Annotated in this window: 16 protein-coding genes and 1 riboswitch; of the genes, 10 read left to right on the top strand and 6 right to left on the bottom strand. The window is 57.6% G+C overall.

The features are described from left to right. Positions 1-79: 79 nt before the first annotated feature. On the bottom strand, positions 80-679 hold the full coding sequence (gene ribA / locus Q9290_RS03585) for a GTP cyclohydrolase II (protein ID WP_306078270.1): 600 nt from the start codon (positions 677-679) through the stop codon (positions 80-82). A 205-nt stretch (positions 680-884) separates the two neighbouring features. On the opposite strand from ribA, the gene cmk reads away from it, so the two are divergent. From cmk to Q9290_RS03550, 7 genes are all read left to right on the top strand, one after another. Continuing rightward, entirely contained in the window at positions 885-1,565 is a 681-nt protein-coding gene (gene cmk / locus Q9290_RS03580) for a (d)CMP kinase (protein WP_306078269.1), read from the top strand. A 112-nt stretch (positions 1,566-1,677) separates the two neighbouring features. After that, on the top strand, positions 1,678-3,348 hold the full coding sequence (gene rpsA, locus Q9290_RS03575) for a 30S ribosomal protein S1 (RefSeq protein WP_306078268.1): 1,671 nt from the start codon (positions 1,678-1,680) through the stop codon (positions 3,346-3,348). A 66-nt stretch (positions 3,349-3,414) separates the two neighbouring features. Then, positions 3,415-3,696, top strand: a complete 282-nt coding sequence (ihfB, locus tag Q9290_RS03570; RefSeq protein WP_094198865.1) for an integration host factor subunit beta — start codon at positions 3,415-3,417, stop codon at positions 3,694-3,696. A gap of 90 nt (positions 3,697-3,786) precedes the next feature. Further along, a complete protein-coding gene (locus Q9290_RS03565; protein WP_306078267.1) occupies positions 3,787-4,074 on the top strand; it encodes a LapA family protein in 288 nt (95 codons plus the stop codon). A gap of 8 nt (positions 4,075-4,082) precedes the next feature. Beyond that, entirely contained in the window at positions 4,083-5,252 is a 1,170-nt protein-coding gene (gene lapB / locus Q9290_RS03560; RefSeq protein ID WP_306078266.1) for a lipopolysaccharide assembly protein LapB, read from the top strand. A 215-nt stretch (positions 5,253-5,467) separates the two neighbouring features. Beyond that, the gene (pyrF, locus tag Q9290_RS03555; RefSeq protein ID WP_306078265.1) at positions 5,468-6,181 is read left to right on the top strand and encodes an orotidine-5'-phosphate decarboxylase; all 714 of its coding nucleotides are present in this window, start codon (positions 5,468-5,470) and stop codon (positions 6,179-6,181) included. Continuing rightward, positions 6,174-6,434, top strand: coding sequence for a DUF3820 family protein (locus tag Q9290_RS03550; RefSeq protein ID WP_306078264.1), 261 nt, complete (start codon positions 6,174-6,176; stop codon positions 6,432-6,434). The genes pyrF and Q9290_RS03550 overlap by 8 nt, the downstream gene beginning before the upstream one ends. 176 nt (positions 6,435-6,610) lie before the next feature. On the opposite strand, the gene Q9290_RS03545 is transcribed toward Q9290_RS03550, so the two are convergent. Then, on the bottom strand, positions 6,611-7,018 hold the full coding sequence (locus Q9290_RS03545) for an H-NS family histone-like protein (RefSeq protein WP_306078263.1): 408 nt from the start codon (positions 7,016-7,018) through the stop codon (positions 6,611-6,613). A 360-nt stretch (positions 7,019-7,378) separates the two neighbouring features. Continuing rightward, positions 7,379-7,552, top strand: a riboswitch (Lysine riboswitch). A 70-nt stretch (positions 7,553-7,622) separates the two neighbouring features. Here Q9290_RS03545 and Q9290_RS03540 point away from each other — a divergent pair. Continuing rightward, positions 7,623-9,173 (top strand): Na+/H+ antiporter NhaC family protein, encoded by a 1,551-nt coding sequence (locus Q9290_RS03540; protein ID WP_306078262.1) that lies wholly within the window; start codon positions 7,623-7,625, stop codon positions 9,171-9,173. A 67-nt stretch (positions 9,174-9,240) separates the two neighbouring features. Here Q9290_RS03540 and Q9290_RS03535 read toward each other — a convergent pair whose 3' ends face one another. From Q9290_RS03535 to Q9290_RS03520, 4 genes are all read right to left on the bottom strand, one after another. Next, entirely contained in the window at positions 9,241-10,467 is a 1,227-nt protein-coding gene (locus tag Q9290_RS03535) for an EAL and HDOD domain-containing protein (protein WP_306078261.1), read from the bottom strand. Between the two features lie 330 nt (positions 10,468-10,797). Continuing rightward, on the bottom strand, positions 10,798-12,261 hold the full coding sequence (putP, locus tag Q9290_RS03530; RefSeq protein WP_306078260.1) for a sodium/proline symporter PutP: 1,464 nt from the start codon (positions 12,259-12,261) through the stop codon (positions 10,798-10,800). 314 nt (positions 12,262-12,575) lie between these two features. Then, a complete protein-coding gene (locus tag Q9290_RS03525) occupies positions 12,576-13,304 on the bottom strand; it encodes a DUF3379 domain-containing protein (protein ID WP_306078259.1) in 729 nt (242 codons plus the stop codon). After that, positions 13,297-13,812, bottom strand: coding sequence for a sigma-70 family RNA polymerase sigma factor (locus tag Q9290_RS03520; RefSeq protein ID WP_306078258.1), 516 nt, complete (start codon positions 13,810-13,812; stop codon positions 13,297-13,299). Before Q9290_RS03520 ends, Q9290_RS03525 begins: the two co-directional genes overlap by 8 nt. Before the next feature lie 222 nt (positions 13,813-14,034). Here Q9290_RS03520 and fadI point away from each other — a divergent pair, with 222 nt between their 5' ends. Both fadI and fadJ read left to right on the top strand, forming a co-directional pair. Continuing rightward, positions 14,035-15,348, top strand: coding sequence for an acetyl-CoA C-acyltransferase FadI (gene fadI, locus Q9290_RS03515; protein WP_306078257.1), 1,314 nt, complete (start codon positions 14,035-14,037; stop codon positions 15,346-15,348). Continuing rightward, positions 15,345-17,453, top strand: coding sequence for a fatty acid oxidation complex subunit alpha FadJ (fadJ, locus tag Q9290_RS03510; protein ID WP_306078256.1), 2,109 nt, complete (start codon positions 15,345-15,347; stop codon positions 17,451-17,453). Before fadI ends, fadJ begins: the two co-directional genes overlap by 4 nt. Positions 17,454-17,632 lie beyond the last annotated feature (179 nt).

Raw genomic sequence — 17,632 nt, 5'->3', positions numbered from 1 at the left:
TCGTGACACCGGCAAAGTGACTTGCGGCGAACCCTGCCGCATCAGTAAAAAAATACCGGCTCGTGGCCGGTATTAACGATTAATCCTGCTCTTTCAGCATATGGCCCAGCTTGCCGGCCTTGGTATCGAGGTAATGCTCGTTGAAGGGATTGCGACCTTCCTGCAGCGGCAGGCGCTCACTCACCTTGATGCCAAAGTTCTCCATCGCCTTGACCTTGCGCGGGTTATTGGTCATCAGCTTCAGCTCGGTCACGCCCAAGCTGTGCAGCATGTCGGCACAGATGGTGTAGTCACGCATGTCGGCGGCAAAGCCCAGCTCAACGTTGGCTTCTACCGTGTCCTTGCCCTGATCCTGCAGGTGATAGGCGTGGATCTTGTTTAGCAGGCCAATACCCCGGCCTTCCTGGCGCACATACAGCAGCACGCCCCGGCCTTCCTTGGCAATGCGCTCCAGCGCCGCCTGCAACTGAAAACCGCAGTCGCAACGCAGGCTGAACAGGGCATCACCGGTCAGGCATTCGGAATGAATGCGCGCCAGTACCGGTTCACCGCTGTCGACATCCCCCATTACCAGGGCGGCATGATCCTTGCCTGTACCCTTTTCTTCAAACCCGACCAGGGTAAAAGTGCCCCAGGGAGTAGGCAGTTTGGAGTTTGCCATTCGGGTAACACTGCTCATGGCGTTCCTCTTAGAGTAAATTTATCAATAAAAAATGGCGGTTATTGTAAAGCGGATGAGCCGGCAGGTATAGGCTCAATCGCCGCGAACGGATTGTTAATTGGTTGTAAACCCCTGTCTTTGTGAAACAACTTGGTTATAATGCCGCCCGCGCGGCGCCTGCTCCCGGGCAGCGTGCCCGAACTCATGATTAACTGGAGGATGTATGTCTGAACAAGCTCCCGTCATCACCGTTGATGGCCCGGGCGGTGCCGGCAAGGGCACCCTCTGCCAGCTGTTGGCCGAGCAACTGGAATGGCACCTGCTCGACTCGGGTGCTATTTACCGGGTGCTGGCGCTGGCGGCCCTGCACCACAACGTGGATCTGAATGACGAAGCGGGCCTGATGCCCCTGGCAGCGCACCTGGACGTGCAGTTTCCGACAGCAAGCGGTGAAATCCGTGTGATCCTGGAAGGCGAAGACGTCTCCCGCGATATACGTACTCAGGAAGTGGCCGACGCGGCCAGCAAGGTGGCGGCCTTTCCTCGTGTGCGCGAGGCGCTGCTGCGTCGCCAGCGAGCCTTTCGCGCCAAGCCGGGTCTGATTGCCGACGGTCGCGACATGGGCACTGTGGTGTTTCCCGATGCCGAGGTCAAAATCTTTCTCGATGCCAGTGCCGAAGAGCGCGCCACCCGGCGCCTTAAGCAGTTGCAAGACAAGGGCTTTGATGTTAGCTTTGACCGCCTTTTAAGCGAAATACAGGAGCGTGACGACCGGGATCGTAACCGGGCCGTGGCGCCTCTCAAGGCGGCCAATGACGCCCTGGTTATCGACTCCACCGAACTGACCATCACAGAAGTGCTGGACAGGGTGCTGAGTCATACTAAGGTTAAACTTGGTCGTTAAGCCATTTGGCAATGCCGCCCTCAGGGAAGAAGGGCGGAATGTGTTAGTCACCCCACGTGTGCCGGAATGCCCCGTGGATGTTCAACTCAAACAGTGTGTATTCATTAATCATATGACTGAATCTTTTGCTCAACTCTTTGAAGAGTCTCTGAAAGAACTCGAAACCCGTCCGGGCTCCATCGTTAAAGGTACCGTTGTTGCCATTGAAAACGGCATCGTACTGGTTGACGCCGGTCTGAAGTCCGAGTCTGCCATTCCCGCCGAGCAGTTCAAGAACGCTCAGGGCGAGCTGGAAATCAGCGTTGGCGACGAAGTAGACGTAGCGCTGGACGCCGTGGAAGACGGCTTCGGTGAGACTCAGCTGTCCCGTGAAAAAGCCAAGCGTCACGAAGCCTGGCTGCAGCTGGAAAAAGCCTACGAAGACGAAGAAACCGTGACCGGTGTGATCAACGGCAAGGTTAAAGGTGGTTTCACCGTAGAAGTGAACAGCATCCGCGCCTTCCTGCCCGGCTCTCTGGTAGACGTGCGTCCGGTTCGCGACACCACTCACCTGGAAGGCAAAGAGCTTGAGTTCAAGGTCATCAAGCTGGACCAGAAGCGCAACAACGTTGTGGTTTCCCGTCGTGCCGTGATCGAAACCGAAAACAGCGCCGAGCGCGAGCAGCTGCTCGAAAACCTGCAGGAAGGCCAGGAAGTCAAGGGTATCGTCAAGAACCTGACCGACTACGGTGCTTTCGTAGACCTGGGCGGCGTAGACGGCCTGCTGCACATCACCGACATGGCCTGGAAGCGCGTTAAGCATCCGTCCGAGATCGTGAATGTTGGCGACGAAATCAACGTTAAGGTTCTGAAGTTCGACCGCGAGCGTACCCGTGTATCTCTGGGTCTGAAGCAGCTGGGCGAAGATCCGTGGGTAGATATCGCCAACCGTTATCCGGAAGGCACCCGTCTGGCCGGCCGTGTGACCAACCTGACCGACTACGGCTGCTTCGTTGAAATCGAAGAAGGCGTTGAAGGCCTGGTACACGTGTCCGAAATGGACTGGACCAACAAGAACATCCACCCGTCCAAGGTTGTTTCCGTTGGCGACAACGTGGAAGTGATGGTTCTGGACATCGACGAAGAGCGTCGTCGTATCTCCCTGGGCCTCAAGCAGTGCAAGTCCAACCCCTGGCAGCTGTTTGCAGAAACCCACAACAAGGGTGATCGCGTTTCCGGCAAGATCAAGTCCATCACCGACTTCGGTATCTTCATTGGTCTGGAAGGCGGCATCGACGGTCTGGTTCACCTGTCCGACATCTCCTGGAACGCCAACGGTGACGACGCCGTTCGTGAGTTCAAGAAAGGCGACGAAATCGAAGCCGTTGTTCTGCAGGTCGATCCGGAGCGTGAGCGCATCAGCCTGGGCGTGAAGCAAATCGATGAAGATCCTTTCAATAAGTACCTGTCTGACAACAAGAAAGGTGCTATCGTTAAGGGTACCATCACCGCCGTTGACGCCAAGGGCGCCGTGGTTGAGCTGGAAGAAGGCGTGGAAGGTTACATCCGCGTTGCCGACATCTCTCGCGACCGTATCGAAGACGCCTCCACCGTGCTGAACGCCGGTGAAGAAGTTGAAGCTCGCTTCATGGGCATCGATCGCAAGAACCGCACCGTCAGCCTGTCCATCCGCGCGAAGGACGAAGCTGAAGAGAAGGCCGCCATCGACACCCTGAACCAGCAAGAAGACGTTGTTGGTCTGAGTGCCATGGCAGAAGCATTCAAGGCGGCAAAAGGCGAATAAGCCTGACCGTATTGAAACAAGGGGCCTTCGTGGCCCCTTTTTGTTTTGTGTTCCGGAGACTGAATCATGACAAAATCCGACCTGATTGAACGTATGGCCGAGCAGTATGCTCACCTCTCTGCCAAGGAGGTGGAAAATGCCATCAAGGAAATTCTGGAGCAAATGGCTTCAACCCTGCAATCGGGTGACCGTATTGAAATTCGCGGTTTCGGCAGTTTCTCGCTTCATTACCGGGCGCCTCGCCTGGGCCGTAATCCCAAGACCGGCGAAAAGGTGGAACTCAACGGCAAATACGTTCCCCACTTCAAACCGGGCAAGGAACTGCGTGAACGGGTAAACCCGGCGTGAGTTCACTTTTCCCGGTGCCTTCACTGGCGAAGCTTCGGCTTTTTCGGGATAATGCCAATCACTCTAAAATCAGGATGTTGAGAGGGTAAGGTGAAAATTGTTTTTGGCCTGATAATTCTGGCGATCCTTTTTGCGGTGGGCCTGACGCTGGGCTCCCAGAACGACCAGCTGGTTCACGTGAATTATTTGCTGGCCCAGGGAGACTATCGTCTTTCGTCTCTGCTGGCAGTCATATTCGTGGCCGGTTTTCTGATTGGCTGGCTGGTATTCGGCCTGGTCATGCTGCGCCTTAAAATGACCAACAAGGGACTGAATAAAAAGGTGGAGCGTCAGCAAAGAGAACTGGAAGAGCTCAGGGCACTGCCGGTTAAGGACTGACGAACTTCATGCTGGAATTGTTGTTTCTGCTGCTTCCGGTGGCAGCGGCCTATGGCTGGTATATGGGTCGCCGAGGTGTTCGCCAGGACGCGCAGAAACAATCCAGTCAATTCTCCCGGCAATATGTTGCCGGGTTGAATTTTTTGCTTTCCGACGAGCCCGACAAGGCGGTCGATCTCTTTATCGAGCTGTTGCAGGTTGACAGCGAAACCATAGAAACCCACCTGGCACTGGGCAATCTGTTCCGCACCCGCGGTGAGGTAGACAGAGCCATTCGCATTCATCAGAATCTCATCGCCCGACCCAACCTGTCGCTGGAACAACGCCACCTGGCCATGCTGGAGCTGGCCCGGGACTTCTTTGCCGCCGGTTTGCTGGACCGTGCCGAACAAATCCTGAACGAGCTGAAAGACGATCCCGATTACGAGCAGGACGCGCTGGAACTGCTGATGACCCTCTATCAGCAACTGCGCGACTGGGAGCAGGCCATCACGGTAGCGGCACGGCTCAAGAAGCGTCAGGGCAGCAAGGCGCTGGTTCCCATGGGGCACTTTTACTGTGAGCTGGCCGAGCAGAAATGGCAACGCCAGGACATTAAAGGAGCGCTCAGCGATTTAAAAAAGGCGCTCAAGGCAGACCACGGCTGTGTTCGTGCCAACATGCGGCTGGGCGCCATTCACATGTCGGCCGGGCAGTGGCGTCAGGCCGCCGACTGCCTGCAACAGGTGATTGAGCAGGATACGGGCTTTGTCAGCGAAGTACTGGCCGATCTGCAGCACTGCTATCATCAACTGGGGCAGGACGAGGCCTTTACCGCCCTGCTGGAGCAGTGGGTGGCGGCAGACAGCGGCGCCAGCGCGGTGCTGATGCTGGCGGACCGGGTGGCCGAGCGGGAAGGGCAGGTCAGCGCCGAACAGCTGGTACTCTCTCACCTGCAGCGCTATCCCACCATGAAGGGCTTTTACCGCCTGATGTCCTACCATGCCGCCAATGCCGAGCAGGGCAGGGCACGAGCCAGCCTGGAAATGCTGAAAGCGCTGGTGGCCGAGCAAATCAAGGCCAAGCCCAGTCATCGTTGTGGTCAGTGCGGGTTTTCGGCCCGCAGTCTGTTCTGGCAGTGCCCGTCCTGCAAGCAGTGGGGCACCATCAAACCGGTGCGCGGCCTGGACGGCGAATGACTTAAAAACAGGGAATAGGGACTACAACATATCGTCACTCCGGCGAAGGCCGGAGTCCAGGGCGAATTGCACCCTTGTCTGAAGAATGGATTCCGGCTCGGGGGCCGGAATGACCAAATCTGTTAATGTAGCTTGGTGATGAGCGTAGCGAATCCCAACATTCAGGCGCATGCAGGCAGTGGTATACGTTATAAAAAAACCGAAGGTATTAACTCATGCAAACAACACACAATGGCGATCCCAAGGTACTGATCGCCCTCGACTTTGCCGGTGAGCAGCAGGCCAGGGCCCTGGTGGCGCAACTGGATCCGGCCCAGTGCCGGCTCAAGGTGGGCAAGGAAATGTTCACCCTGTTTGGCCCGGATTTCGTGCGCCACCTGGTGGCCCTGGGCTTTGATGTGTTCCTGGATCTCAAATTTCACGACATTCCCAATACCGTGGCCAAGGCCGTGGCCGCTGCCGCCGAGCTGGGCGTGTGGATGGTCAATGTGCATGCCAGTGGCGGCAGCCGCATGATGGAGGCGGCAAAATCCGCACTGGCGCCCTATGGCGACAAGGCGCCGCTGCTGATTGCGGTCACCGTGCTGACCAGCATGACCGCCGACGAGCTGAACCAGACCGGCGTACTGCGTTCGCCCGCCGAGCAAGTGCTGGCACTGGCCCGGCTGACCCAGCAGGCCGGCCTCGACGGCGTGGTGTGCTCGGCCCAGGAAGCCAGCCTGCTGAAAAGCGAACTCGGCCCCGACTTTAAACTGGTCACCCCGGGCATTCGTCCGGCGGGCAGTGACGCCGGCGATCAGCGCCGCATCATGACCCCCGAACTGGCCCTGAAGGCCGGCAGCGATTACCTGGTCATTGGCCGTCCCATTACTCAGGCCGCCGATCCCGCCGCCGCCCTGACCGCCATCAACGCCAGCCTGCATGGCTGAGCCCTTTTCGCCCGGTCTGGATCAGGCCGGGCTGCTTCACATTATTCGCAAACCCATGCCCTTTGGTAAATACCGCGGCCAGCCATTGCTGCGCCTGCCTCTGGCCTACCTGTGCTGGATGGAGCGCAAGGGCTGGCCCGAGGGTACTCTGGGACGCGAGCTGGCGCTGGTGTATGAGCTTAAGCATAATGGTCTGGATCAGGCACTTTATGGCGTGCTGCCATCCCGAGTGAATGAGCATGGCGACAGATGAAGGTGTCGTTTACCCCTGGTGTCACCGGTTTGGCAGGGAAAATATCAGGATAATGAAAGGATGCATTGCGACATATACTGGCGCAATATAAGCCCAGAGTATTAAAACTGGTATGGTTATATTATTAATGACAAAAAAATGGGGCCCTGAGGCCCCATTTTTATATTCAGCAATGATTACTGATTGATCAGGAATTGCTCGAGGGTGCCGCCATTTTCAATGGCTTTCTTGATCACGGCAGGCTGACGGCCCTGACCGGTCCAGGTTTTGTATTCACCGTTATCATCGGTATAGGCATATTTGGCTGGACGCTTGCTGCGCGGAGCAGTGGCTTTCTTGGCGGGTTCAACCACTCCGGCCAGCTCATTGATATCAATGCCGTCGGCAGCCAGCATTTCGGCGTATTCCTTGAGCTTGCGCTCTTTCTCTTGTGCCTTGGCGCGTTCTTCTGCTTCTGATTCGCGGCGCTCTTCTACCACGGCGGTCAGTTTGCTCAGGGCTTCTTCCAGTTGCTCCATGGTGAGATCACGAGCGGCGGCACGCAGGCTGCGAATATTGAGGATGGTTTTCAGAAAATCGGTCATCTTGTTCACCTGTAGTATCTTTGTAATCGTTTTAATGTTTTAAATTTACAGTCAGAATTGCATTGTTGCAAGTAAATTGATTTTTCCATTCCCATTTAAATCAATATTGCCTTTGGATCTTTCAAAATGGGGTTTATATCTGTTGCAATTTGCAAGTGTATTCTCCGCTTGAGAGTCATATTAAATCTTCTTCATCGGGAAAGCACAAGGGCATGGCCAGCAGATGATCTTTGCACCATGGCGGTTTGAAAGCCTCCTTTCTCATCAGTTGAGAAAATTCCGTCGCCTGTGCTAACAACTGGCTAACAAACCAGCCAAATCTGTTGATCTTTCCTGTTTAGCCAGTAAAATCCGCCAACTTACCTGCGTAGAGGTGCAGCGCTTATCAGTAGGCCGGAACAGGGTGATGCCGTTAACCCCGGTTGAAAGGACGCGTTGCCGAAGTGGCCGCTTTTATCCAAAGCCGGCTGCTGGGATCAGTACCGAAAGGGCTGATACTGTCACAATCTATGGTTGTGATGCGCTACTGCTGGGGAAGATGGGACGAGACAACTCGCTTTCCTGCTCCTGGTGGTTTTTTGTTACTCAACATTCAGGTGCCGCTATGGAAGCTCATCCGTTTATTCAAAGTATCTGGTCCTTGTTACCTCCCGTGCTGGCCATTGTGCTGGCCATTATTACCCGTCGTGTGCTGTTATCGCTGGGGCTGGGAATTGTGCTGGCCGCGTTGCTGGTACAGCAATTCAATCCGTTGGCAACGGGTTCCCATGTGCTGAACAAGGTTGCTTCCCTGTTCTGGAGTGATGGTGAGCTGAACGAATGGAACGTCAATATATTACTGTTCCTGTTACTGCTCGGCTGCATTATCAGTATGCTGAGCCGGGCCGGTGCCACTCATGCCTTTGCCGAATGGGCCCAGGCGCGCATTAAAAGCCGCCGTCAGGCCAAAGCCATGACTGGCCTGCTGGTGTTTGTGTTTTTTATTGATGATTATTTCCACAGTCTATCGGTGGGTACCATTTGCCGGCCGGTAACCGACCGTTTTGGCATTTCCCGCGCCAAGCTGGCTTATTTGCTCGACTCTACCGCCGCGCCCATTTGTGTATTGATGCCGGTGTCTTCCTGGGGCGCCTATATTATTGCGCTGGTGGGCGGCATTCTGGCCAGCTATGGGCTGACCGGTCAAAGTCCGCTGGCGGCCTTTATGGCCATGGGCGCCATGAATTTCTATGCCATTTTTACCCTGCTGATGGTGGTGCTGGTTATTCGGGGAAAGTGGGATCTGGGGCCGATGCGGCATCACGAGATGCAGGCGCTGAACGGCGAGTTGTTCGATAAAGCCAGGGGCACGCCGCCCGGCGTGCATGATCATGAGGTCTCCGGCGGCCGCATGTCGGATCTGATCCTTGCCATTGGTGGCCTGACCCTGGTGACCGTGGCCGGCCTGTTATGGACCGGCGCTCGGGCCCTGAGTGACGCGGGGCAGGCGTTCAGCCTGCTGGGTGCACTGGAAAATACCAATGTGGGTCGGGCCCTGGTCGCCGGTGGCCTGGCGGGGCTGGTGATCTGTGCCATGGCGCTGGTGCGTGAGCGTACCTCTGGCCGCGACTGGCTGCACACCCTCAAGGTGGGCCTCAAGGGCATGCTGCCGGCCATTTACATTTTGTTGTTTGCCTGGACCATTGCCGGCCTTATCAGCGAGCTGGAAACCGGCAAGTACCTGGCTTCGCTGGTGCAGCAGAACCTGCCGCTTTATCTGCTGCCGACCATTCTGTTCGTGCTGGCGGGGATCATGGCCTTTGCCACCGGCACCAGTTGGGGTACCTTTGGCGTGATGCTGCCCATTGCGGCCGACATGACCATGGCCATCGACGCCCAGATGCTGTTGCCCGGCATGGCGGCCGTGATGGCCGGTGCCGTCTTTGGTGACCATTGCTCGCCGATCTCCGACACCACTATTCTTTCTTCCACCGGGGCGTCCTGTCATCACATCGATCATGTCATGACCCAGCTGCCCTATGCGCTGTCGATGGCACTGGTGAGCATTGCCGGTTTTCTGGCCCTGGGCGTGACTGCCAGCCTGCTGGCGGGCTTTCTGGCGGCGGCCGTGGCCTTTGCTCTGGTGCTGGGGTTCTGGGCGTTGCGGCGGCGCTGATCATCAGCCGGTACAATACAAAGGGGCCGCTCATTGAGCGGCCCCTTTGAGTTTGCGTGGTGCCCGGTCAGGTGTGTGGCGCGTCGATTTTGTTGCTCCAGCGCACGGCCTCTTCGTAGCACTGGGCATTGATCTCGGGCTGCATGCCCATAAAGTCGAGCCGCTTTTGCAGCCGGGCCCAGTCGGCCTGCTCATGCTCGCGCACCATGGCCAGCAAAAAGCCCAGCTGGCCCTTGCCGCTTTCCAGTGCCTGGCGCACCGCGTCCGAGACCGGCAACTGAGGCAGAATGTCGGCCTGAGGTTGCTCCAGCAGTACATCCAGCAGGGAAAACAGGCCGCACATAAAGGCGTCGTCGGCCATGTCCTCGTTGATGTGGCCGGCCAGCAGCTCGCACCAGCGGGCGCGCACAATGGACAGGCGATACAGCTCGCGGTTTTTCTTTTTACTGATGTAGGCGGTCATCACCATGGCGGTAAACCGCTTGAGCTGCTCCTGGCCCAGGTAAACGATGGCATTGCGCAGCTTGTCGATGCTGCGGCTTTTGTAGCCCAGGTGCAGACTGTTGACGTAGCGAAGCAAATTGTAGGTAAGCGGCAGATCCCGGCTGAACAGTTCGGTCAGGCGATCGTAGTCGATGTTTTGTTCGCTGACGGCGGCCAGCAATTCAAAGGCGGTGGCTTCGTCCGTTGTCAGCAGGCGACGCTTGATAACCTGGGGCTGCTGAAAGTAATAACCCTGAAAATAATGAAAACCGGCCTGTCGGGCCGCTTCAAATTCTTCCCGGGTTTCCACTTTTTCCGCGATAAAACGCAGTTCGTCAAGATGGGAATATGCTTCAATCAGGTGACGGCATTGTTCCAGCGGCAACTGACGCAGATCCAGCTTGATAAAATCGAGGTAGGGCAGGAACTCGCTCCAGTCGTCTCCGGGAACATGATCATCCAGCGCCACTTTGATGCCCATGGCACTGAGCTGTTTGACCCGGCTCAGCAAACCCTCGGTGGGTTTGGCGTCTTCGAGGATTTCAATCACCATGTTGTGCTGTTTCAGTCCTTCCACCAGGCCTTCTTCCAGCAAGGTCTCGGGAAAATTGACAAAGCACATGGCAGAGCCGACCAGATCATCGATTTTCTCGCTGAGAAATTGCTCGGCAATCAGCCGACGGGTGGCCTGCTCGGCGCAAATATCAGGAAAACGATTTTCAAGGCCAAGCCGAAACAGCAGTTCATAGCCCAGCGGGTTGCCATTCACATCGAGGATGGCCTGGCGCGCGACAAAACTGTAATTGTCCATGAAAACACCACAATAAAACCGAACGTCGTAATATACAGGAAGCCATTGGACCAGACCAAGTTCCACACCGAGACATCAGACAAGAAAAGCGTCATATGGCGCTTTTATAAACAGCAGACAGGGGCGTTTACAGCCGGTGGCTGATTCGCCGCTTATTAGCCAGGCAACGCCATGTGAGGAAAATTGAACGGCATTTGCCACAACACGGACATGATTGGTGTGTTCAAACAGATCTGTTCTGTGGCCAGAGTAGAAATAAGTCATAAAAAGTAAAACAGGCGTTTATAAAAAAAGAGGCCTTGCGGCCTCTTTGGTGAGAAAAATCAGACCTTAAAGGTCGGATTCCATCCGCCGGAAACCCAGCATGACGTTTTTGGATGGCTCCTTGTCGGCGCGGCTGACCAGAATGCAGGCCAGGCCACACACCACAAAGCCGGGTACAATTTCGTAAAGGTCGAACAGGCCACCTTCTAGTTGCTTCCAGCCGATAACGGTCAGTGCTCCCAGAATAATACCGGCCAGGGTGCCATTGCGGGTGAGACGGGGCCAGAACACCGACAGAATGATCACCGGACCAAAGGCGGCGCCAAAGCCGGCCCAGGCGTAGCTCACCAGCCCCAGCACCGTGGTTTGCGGATCCATGGCGATAATCAGGGCAAGAATGGCCACCGCCAGCACCGCAAAGCGACCGACCCACACCAGCTCGTAGTCGCTGGCCTTGGGACGCAGCCAGCGTTTGTAAAAGTCTTCGGTCAGGGCCGAAGAGCACACCAGCAGCTGGGAGTCGATAGTACTCATGATGGCCGACATGATAGCGGCAATCAGGAAGCCGGCCACCCAGGGGTTGAACACGGCGTTGGCCAGGGCCAGAAACACGGTTTCCGGGTTTTCCAGCGGCGTACTGGTGAAATACACGGCACCGGCCAGGCCCACACCCAGGGCGCCGATCAGCGACAAAATCATCCAGCTCATGGCAATGCGTCGCGACAGCGGCACCGAGCGGGGTGAATCAATGGCCATGAAGCGCGCCAGAATATGGGGCTGACCGAAATAACCCAGGCCCCAGGCCATCAGGCTGAGACCGCTCAGCAGCGAGAACTCGTGGAACAGATCGAGCTTGTGCTCGCCCATGCCGTCCAGGGTAGCCATGGTCTGCTCTATGCCGCCAAGTTCGTTCATTACCGCCCAGGGCATGATCACTAGCGCCAGCAGCATCAGAATGCCCTGGAAAAAGTCGGTCCAGGACACCGCCAGAAAACCACCCATAAAGGTGTAGGCCACGATCACCGCGCCGCCCACAAACAGGGCGGTGAGGTAGGGCAGGCCAAAGACCTTTTCAAACAAAATGGCGCCGCCCACCAGGCCCGATGAGGTGTAGAACACGAAAAACACCAGTATGGTCAGGGCCGAGATCACGCGAATAAGGCCGCTTTTGTCATCCAGCCGGTTTTCCAGAAAGTCGGGCAGGGTGAGGGAGTCGTTGGCCTGCTCGGTATACACCCGCAGCCGCTTGGCCACAAACAGCCAGTTGAGCCAGGCACCAATCACCAGGCCAATGCCAATCCAGGCCTGATTAAGACCATGGAGATAAACGGCGCCGGGCAGACCCAGCAGCAGCCAGCCACTCATGTCCGAGGCGCCCACACTGAGAGCTGCCACGCCCGGTCCCAGGCGGCGGCCGCCCAGAATATAATCACTCAGCGAGCTGGTGGCCTTATAGGCTACCACGCCGATCAGCATGGTCAGCACCAGGTAGCCGACAAAGGTAATAAGAATAGGGAGTTCAATGGTCATAGCGCGTTCCTGTTGTTGCAAACAGCATTGATGGCGTCCGTGTAAGCAAGGGCCCGAATGGTACACCAAAAGCGGGCTCAACTCTTATAGTAGTATGGTGCCGAACGGAACGAGCGTTGAAAATTGTGAAGAACGGCGAAACCAGCAACCGTCATTCCGGCCTTGAGCCGGAATCTTGCCTGCATACAGCAGTGGGTTTCGTGAGAATGGTGCTTTATGCAATAAGACTCCGGGTCGAGCCCGGAGTCACCGAGTGTTCCAGCTGAAGCTGAATTCCTGCCTATGCCTGAGCGTGGGAGCGAGATACTACCCAATTAAATCGACCGCTCCAGAGACGCCTTGACCTTTTCGGCAATGCGGTGAATGTTTTCGCCCCGATTACTTACCACCACCAGGCGGTTATAGCTCATGGGCATGACTTCACCGTGCAGATTGTCTTCACTGAAGCTGTCTTGCAGTTGCAGGGCACGCTCCATGGGCACCAGGAACACATGCACTCTGTCGTGCTCCCCCTGGATCACCAAGTGAGCGGCGGGACCGCCCCCAAACATGCAGTGATTGGCGTAATACACTCTGCCCACATCTGCCATGTCGTGCAGTTGGGTGCCATAGGGGCGCAGTTTGGCGTTCACCGTGTCCAGACTGACTTCTTCGTCAATGTAGTGAGTGAAGGGCATTTCCCGCAGCACATGATGCATGGCCACCTGGGCCACCGAGGGTGGCTCGGCCACGGCCTGGGGTGAGAAGGTCACAAAGCGGGTGGCAAAGCCCAGGGCAAAGGCCACCGACGCGGCCACGGCCAGATGTCGCCAGCCGGGGAGCGTGCGGTTATCGGGCTGGCGCATCAGGTGTGACAGCATCAGTTTGTCGGGCAGGGCCGTGGGAACCGGCTCTTCCAGGGCACGGGAGAGCTTGCGGTTAAACGCTTTCATGTCATCCAGAAACTGTCGGTTTCCGGGGTTGGCGGAAGAAGCGGCTAAAAACTCGGGGCTTTTGTCATCGGGATCCGCGTAGGCCCTGCGGCGGAATTCCAGATCATCCATTGCTTCGACCTCTTGCTGTTTTGTCTTGCTCAATGGCCTCTCTCAGCTGGTTGCGGGCACGAAAGAGGCGGGTCATCACTGTGTTCTTGTTCAAATCCAGTATTCCGGCAATATCTTCTCCACTAAAGCCGCCTATTACCTGTAGCAACAGCGGCTCACGATATTCGGGGGCGAGCTCGGCAATATGTCGGCGCAGCCACTCGTTTTCCATGTCCTGTTCAAGGCCCGGGGTTTTACGGTCCGGCACCGCCGTGGTTTCAATGTCGACCAGATCGAACTGCTTGCGCTCAAACCGGCGGGCATTTTCCCGACGCAATATGGTGATAAGCCAGGCCTTGGCGGCCTTTTCTTCCTTCAGGCTGTCGAGCGCCTTCCAGGCCCGCAGAAAGGTTTCCTGCACCAGATCTTCAGCCACTTGCCGGTCATGGCACAGCCAGAAGGCATAGCGGAACAAATCGCCATGCAATGCATACACCAGAGCCTCGTAACGCTTTTGTTTTATCATCATGTCTTTAGAGACCGAGTGCTGCCCCTGTTGCTTTCGCTTAAATATGGAAATCATCACTTACCCCGTGTGGGAGCCTGCTTTCAGTCTAACCACTGTTCACGCCCGGTGCGACCATGGCGTGCATGGTCTTTGACTGGCAAAGGCGCAGGAACCTGTTTGAAACCGGTTTTGCCATTGCTACTATGCAGTGAGGTCAGACCTCTGTCGCAACAAGGAGCGTTTATGTCGTCGACGTCCCCTCTTGTCACTCCTCGGGGAGATCGCATTGCCATCGTGACCGGGCTGCGTACGCCCTTTGTCCGCCAGGCCAGTGCCTTTAACGGCATACCGGCGCTGGATCTCGGTCGCATGGTGGTGGCCGAGCTGCTGGCCCGAACCCCGGTGTCGGCCAGCGAGATTGAGCAACTGGTGTTTGGCCAGGTGATTCAGATGCCCAGTGCCCCCAATATTGCTCGCGAGATAGTGCTGGGCACCGAGTTGCCGGTGAGTACCGATGCCTACAGCGTGACCCGGGCCTGTGCCACCAGTTTTCAGGCGGTCTCCAGCCTGGCGGAGTCCATGCTGGCGGGCCGAGTGGAGGTGGGCCTGGCCGGCGGCGCCGATTCGGCGTCGGTGTTGCCCATCGGTGTCTCCCGCGCCCTGGCCGATGCCCTGCTGGCGCTGAGCAAGGCCAAAAGCTGGAAACAAAAGCTGGCCATCATGCGAAGGCTTAAATTGAAGGATCTGGCGCCGGTGCCGCCGGCCATTGCGGAATACTCTACCGGCCTGACCATGGGCCAGACCGCCGAGCAGATGGCCAAGAGCTTTGGCATTTCCCGCCAGGCGCAGGATGAATTTGCCCATCGCTCCCATACGCTTGCCGCCAGCGCCTGGCAGCAGGGCTGGCTGAATGACGAGGTGATGACCGCCTATGTGCCGCCGTTCAAAGCACCCGTTGAGCATGACAACACCCTTCGCGCCGACTCCTGTCTGAGTAACTATCAACGGCTGAAGCCGGTGTTCGACAAGCGCCATGGCACCGTGACCGCCGGCAACAGCACGGCGCTGACCGACGGCGCCGCCGCCGTGCTGTTGATGACCGAAAGCCGGGCCAGGGACCTGGGCTTAAAGCCCCTGGGCTATTTGCGAAGCCATGCCTACGCCGCCATTGAGGTGCGCCACAACATGCTGCTGGGGCCGAGTTATGCCACGCCCAAGGCACTGGCTCAGGCCGGCTGCACCCTGGCCGATATGGATCTCATCGACATGCACGAAGCCTTTGCCGCCCAGGCCCTGGCCAATCTGCAGTGCTTTGAAAGCCGCGCCTTTGCCGACAACGAGCTGAGGCAAGGTGGGCCCATCGGCAGTGTGGACATGACCAAATTCAACGTGCTGGGCGGCTCGTTGGCCTATGGCCATCCCTTTGCGGCTACCGGTGCGCGCATGATCACCCAAACCCTGAACGAGCTGAACCGCCGGGGAGGCGGTCTGGCCCTTACCACCGCCTGCGCCGCCGGCGGCCTGGGCGTGGCCATGGTCCTGGAGGCAGCCCAATGAGTGAACACATCTTTAGTCTGCGCATCGACGACGGCATTGGCATTATTACCATGGACGTGCCCGGTGAACGCATGAATACCTTGCGCGAGAGCGTTGCCGGCGAGCTGCGCACCCTGCTGGCAGAGGTCCACGCCAACCCTGCCATCACCGGTCTGGTGTTGTGCTCCGGCAAACCCGACTCCTTTATTGCCGGCGCCGATGTGCACATGCTGGATGACTGTCAGACCGCTGAGCAGGCCAAGGCCCTGTCCCGGGCCGGGCAGGAATTGTTCAGTGAACTCGAGCAGCTTGAACTGCCGCTGATTGCCGCCATTCACGGCCCCTGCCTGGGCGGTGGGCTGGAGCTGGCGCTGGCCTGCCATGGCCGGGTGTGCAGCGACGACGACATTACTCGGCTGGGCCTGCCCGAGGTGCAACTGGGGCTGATCCCCGGTTCCGGCGGTACCCAGCGGCTGCCTCATCAAGTGGGGCTGGTGCTCGCACTCGACATAATGCTCACCGGCAAACAGCTGCGCCCCAAACAGGCGCTGAAGGCCGGGCTGGTGAACGACATGGTGCCGCAGTGTATTTTGCTCAACACCGCCATGGCCCTGGCGAAACAGGGCAAGCCGGCCAGCCCCGGCGCGAGGGATTTAAAATCCCTTATGCTGGAAGGCAACCCCTTGGGGCGCAAGCTGGTGTTTGACAAGGCCCTGAGCACCCTTTGCCGCAAAACCCGGGGTAACTACCCGGCGCCGGAGCGGCTGTTGGAGGTAGTGCGCACCGGTTACCAGCAAGGCATTGCCGAAGGATTAAAGGCCGAAGCGGCCGCCTTTGGCGAGCTGGTGATGACGCCGGAGTCGGCGGCCCTGCGACACCTGTTTTTTGCTACCACCGAGATGAAAAAGGAAACGCATTATCAGGGCGCCGAGCCCGGCCCGGTAACGCGGGTGGGCGTGCTGGGAGGCGGCCTGATGGGCGGCGGCATTGCCTTTGTGACCGCCACCAAAGCTGGCCTGCCGGTGCGCATCAAGGACATTAAGCATGACGGCATTAATCAGGCCATGGCCACGGCACACCGCTTGCTGAACGACAAGGTCAAAAAAAAGCATTTTGGCCGTGCCGAGATGAACCAGCAGCTGGCACGGCTCACCGGCACCCTGGACTACCGCGGCTTTGAGCGGGCCGATGTGGTGGTGGAAGCGGTGTTTGAAGATCTGGATATCAAGCGGCGTATGGTAAGGGAGGTGCAACGCCATTGCCCCGAGCACACCCTGTTTGCCAGCAATACCTCGTCATTGCCCATTCACCGAATTGCGGAAGGGGCCACACACCCGGAACGGGTGGTGGGGTTGCACTATTTCAGCCCGGTGGAAAAAATGCCCCTGGCCGAAATCATTCCCCACGCCGGCACCAGCCCATCCACGGTGGCCACGGCACTGAAACTGGCCCGGGCTCAGGGCAAAACCCCCATAGTGGTCAAAGACAGTGCCGGCTTTTACGTTAACCGTATTCTGGCGCCCTACATCAACGAGGCAGCCCGATTGCTGCTGGAAGGCGAACCCGTTGAAGCCATTGACCGGGCGCTGGTGGATTACGGCTTTCCGGTGGGGCCCATTACCCTGCTGGATGAAGTGGGCATCGACGTGGCCGCCAAAATCGCCCCGGTGCTGGAGCGGGAGCTGGGCAGCCGCTTTAAGGCGCCGGCCGCCTTTAACAAGCTGCTCGATGACAAGCGTCTGGGCAAGAAAAATGGCCGGGGCTTTTACGCCTTTAATAAAAAGGGCAAACCCGCCGATCCCGCCATGTATCGTTTGCTGGGCATTGTCCCCCAGGCCCGGCTGCCGGCTCAGGACATGGCCGAGCGCTGTGTGCTCCTGATGTTCAACGAAGCGGCGCTGGCCCTGAATGAAGGCGTGGTGGCATCAAGCCGGGACGGTGACATTGGCGCCGTATTTGGCATCGGTTTTCCGCCCTTTACCGGTGGCCCCTTTCATTACATGCATCAGCAGGGCATTGAAAACATCGTCGCCAAAATGGAAGAGTACGCCCGCAAATACGGCGAACGCTTCACCCCCTGCGAGCCATTGCGGCAAATGGCCGAGCGGGGGGAGAGTTATTACTGAGGGTAACCCCACCCTGACCCTTGACCTTGGTAAGGGGAGTTTAACCCCTCCCCTTGGTAAGGGGAGGGGATCAACCAACGCCTCTTCCTTTTTAAGGGGAACCACCTTTGCTCCTCCCCCTTATCAAGGGTGAAGGTTGGGAGGGGTTTTTTATTTTTCCCCTCTTGAAAACCGCGTCA

Source organism: Oceanimonas aquatica (genome assembly GCF_030732065.1).
In the GTDB taxonomy this organism is placed as follows: Bacteria; Pseudomonadota; Gammaproteobacteria; order Enterobacterales; family Aeromonadaceae; genus Oceanimonas.
This window is presented reverse-complemented; position numbering and strand designations above follow the sequence as displayed.

Bases quoted from the DNA above. Each gene is read 5' to 3' on its own strand.
- ribA (WP_306078270.1), bottom strand. From the start codon at position 679: ATGAGCAGTGTTACCCGAATGGCAAACTCCAAACTGCCTACTCCCTGG.
- cmk (WP_306078269.1), top strand. From the start codon at position 885: ATGTCTGAACAAGCTCCCGTCATCACCGTTGATGGCCCGGGCGGTGCC.
- rpsA (WP_306078268.1), top strand. From the start codon at position 1,678: ATGACTGAATCTTTTGCTCAACTCTTTGAAGAGTCTCTGAAAGAACTC.
- ihfB (WP_094198865.1), top strand. From the start codon at position 3,415: ATGACAAAATCCGACCTGATTGAACGTATGGCCGAGCAGTATGCTCAC.
- lapB (WP_306078266.1), top strand. From the start codon at position 4,083: ATGCTGGAATTGTTGTTTCTGCTGCTTCCGGTGGCAGCGGCCTATGGC.
- pyrF (WP_306078265.1), top strand. From the start codon at position 5,468: ATGCAAACAACACACAATGGCGATCCCAAGGTACTGATCGCCCTCGAC.
- Q9290_RS03550 (WP_306078264.1), top strand. From the start codon at position 6,174: ATGGCTGAGCCCTTTTCGCCCGGTCTGGATCAGGCCGGGCTGCTTCAC.
- Q9290_RS03545 (WP_306078263.1), bottom strand. From the start codon at position 7,018: ATGACCGATTTTCTGAAAACCATCCTCAATATTCGCAGCCTGCGTGCC.
- Q9290_RS03540 (WP_306078262.1), top strand. From the start codon at position 7,623: ATGGAAGCTCATCCGTTTATTCAAAGTATCTGGTCCTTGTTACCTCCC.
- Q9290_RS03535 (WP_306078261.1), bottom strand. From the start codon at position 10,467: ATGGACAATTACAGTTTTGTCGCGCGCCAGGCCATCCTCGATGTGAAT.
- putP (WP_306078260.1), bottom strand. From the start codon at position 12,261: ATGACCATTGAACTCCCTATTCTTATTACCTTTGTCGGCTACCTGGTG.
- Q9290_RS03525 (WP_306078259.1), bottom strand. From the start codon at position 13,304: ATGGATGATCTGGAATTCCGCCGCAGGGCCTACGCGGATCCCGATGAC.
- Q9290_RS03520 (WP_306078258.1), bottom strand. From the start codon at position 13,812: ATGATGATAAAACAAAAGCGTTACGAGGCTCTGGTGTATGCATTGCAT.
- fadI (WP_306078257.1), top strand. From the start codon at position 14,035: ATGTCGTCGACGTCCCCTCTTGTCACTCCTCGGGGAGATCGCATTGCC.
- fadJ (WP_306078256.1), top strand. From the start codon at position 15,345: ATGAGTGAACACATCTTTAGTCTGCGCATCGACGACGGCATTGGCATT.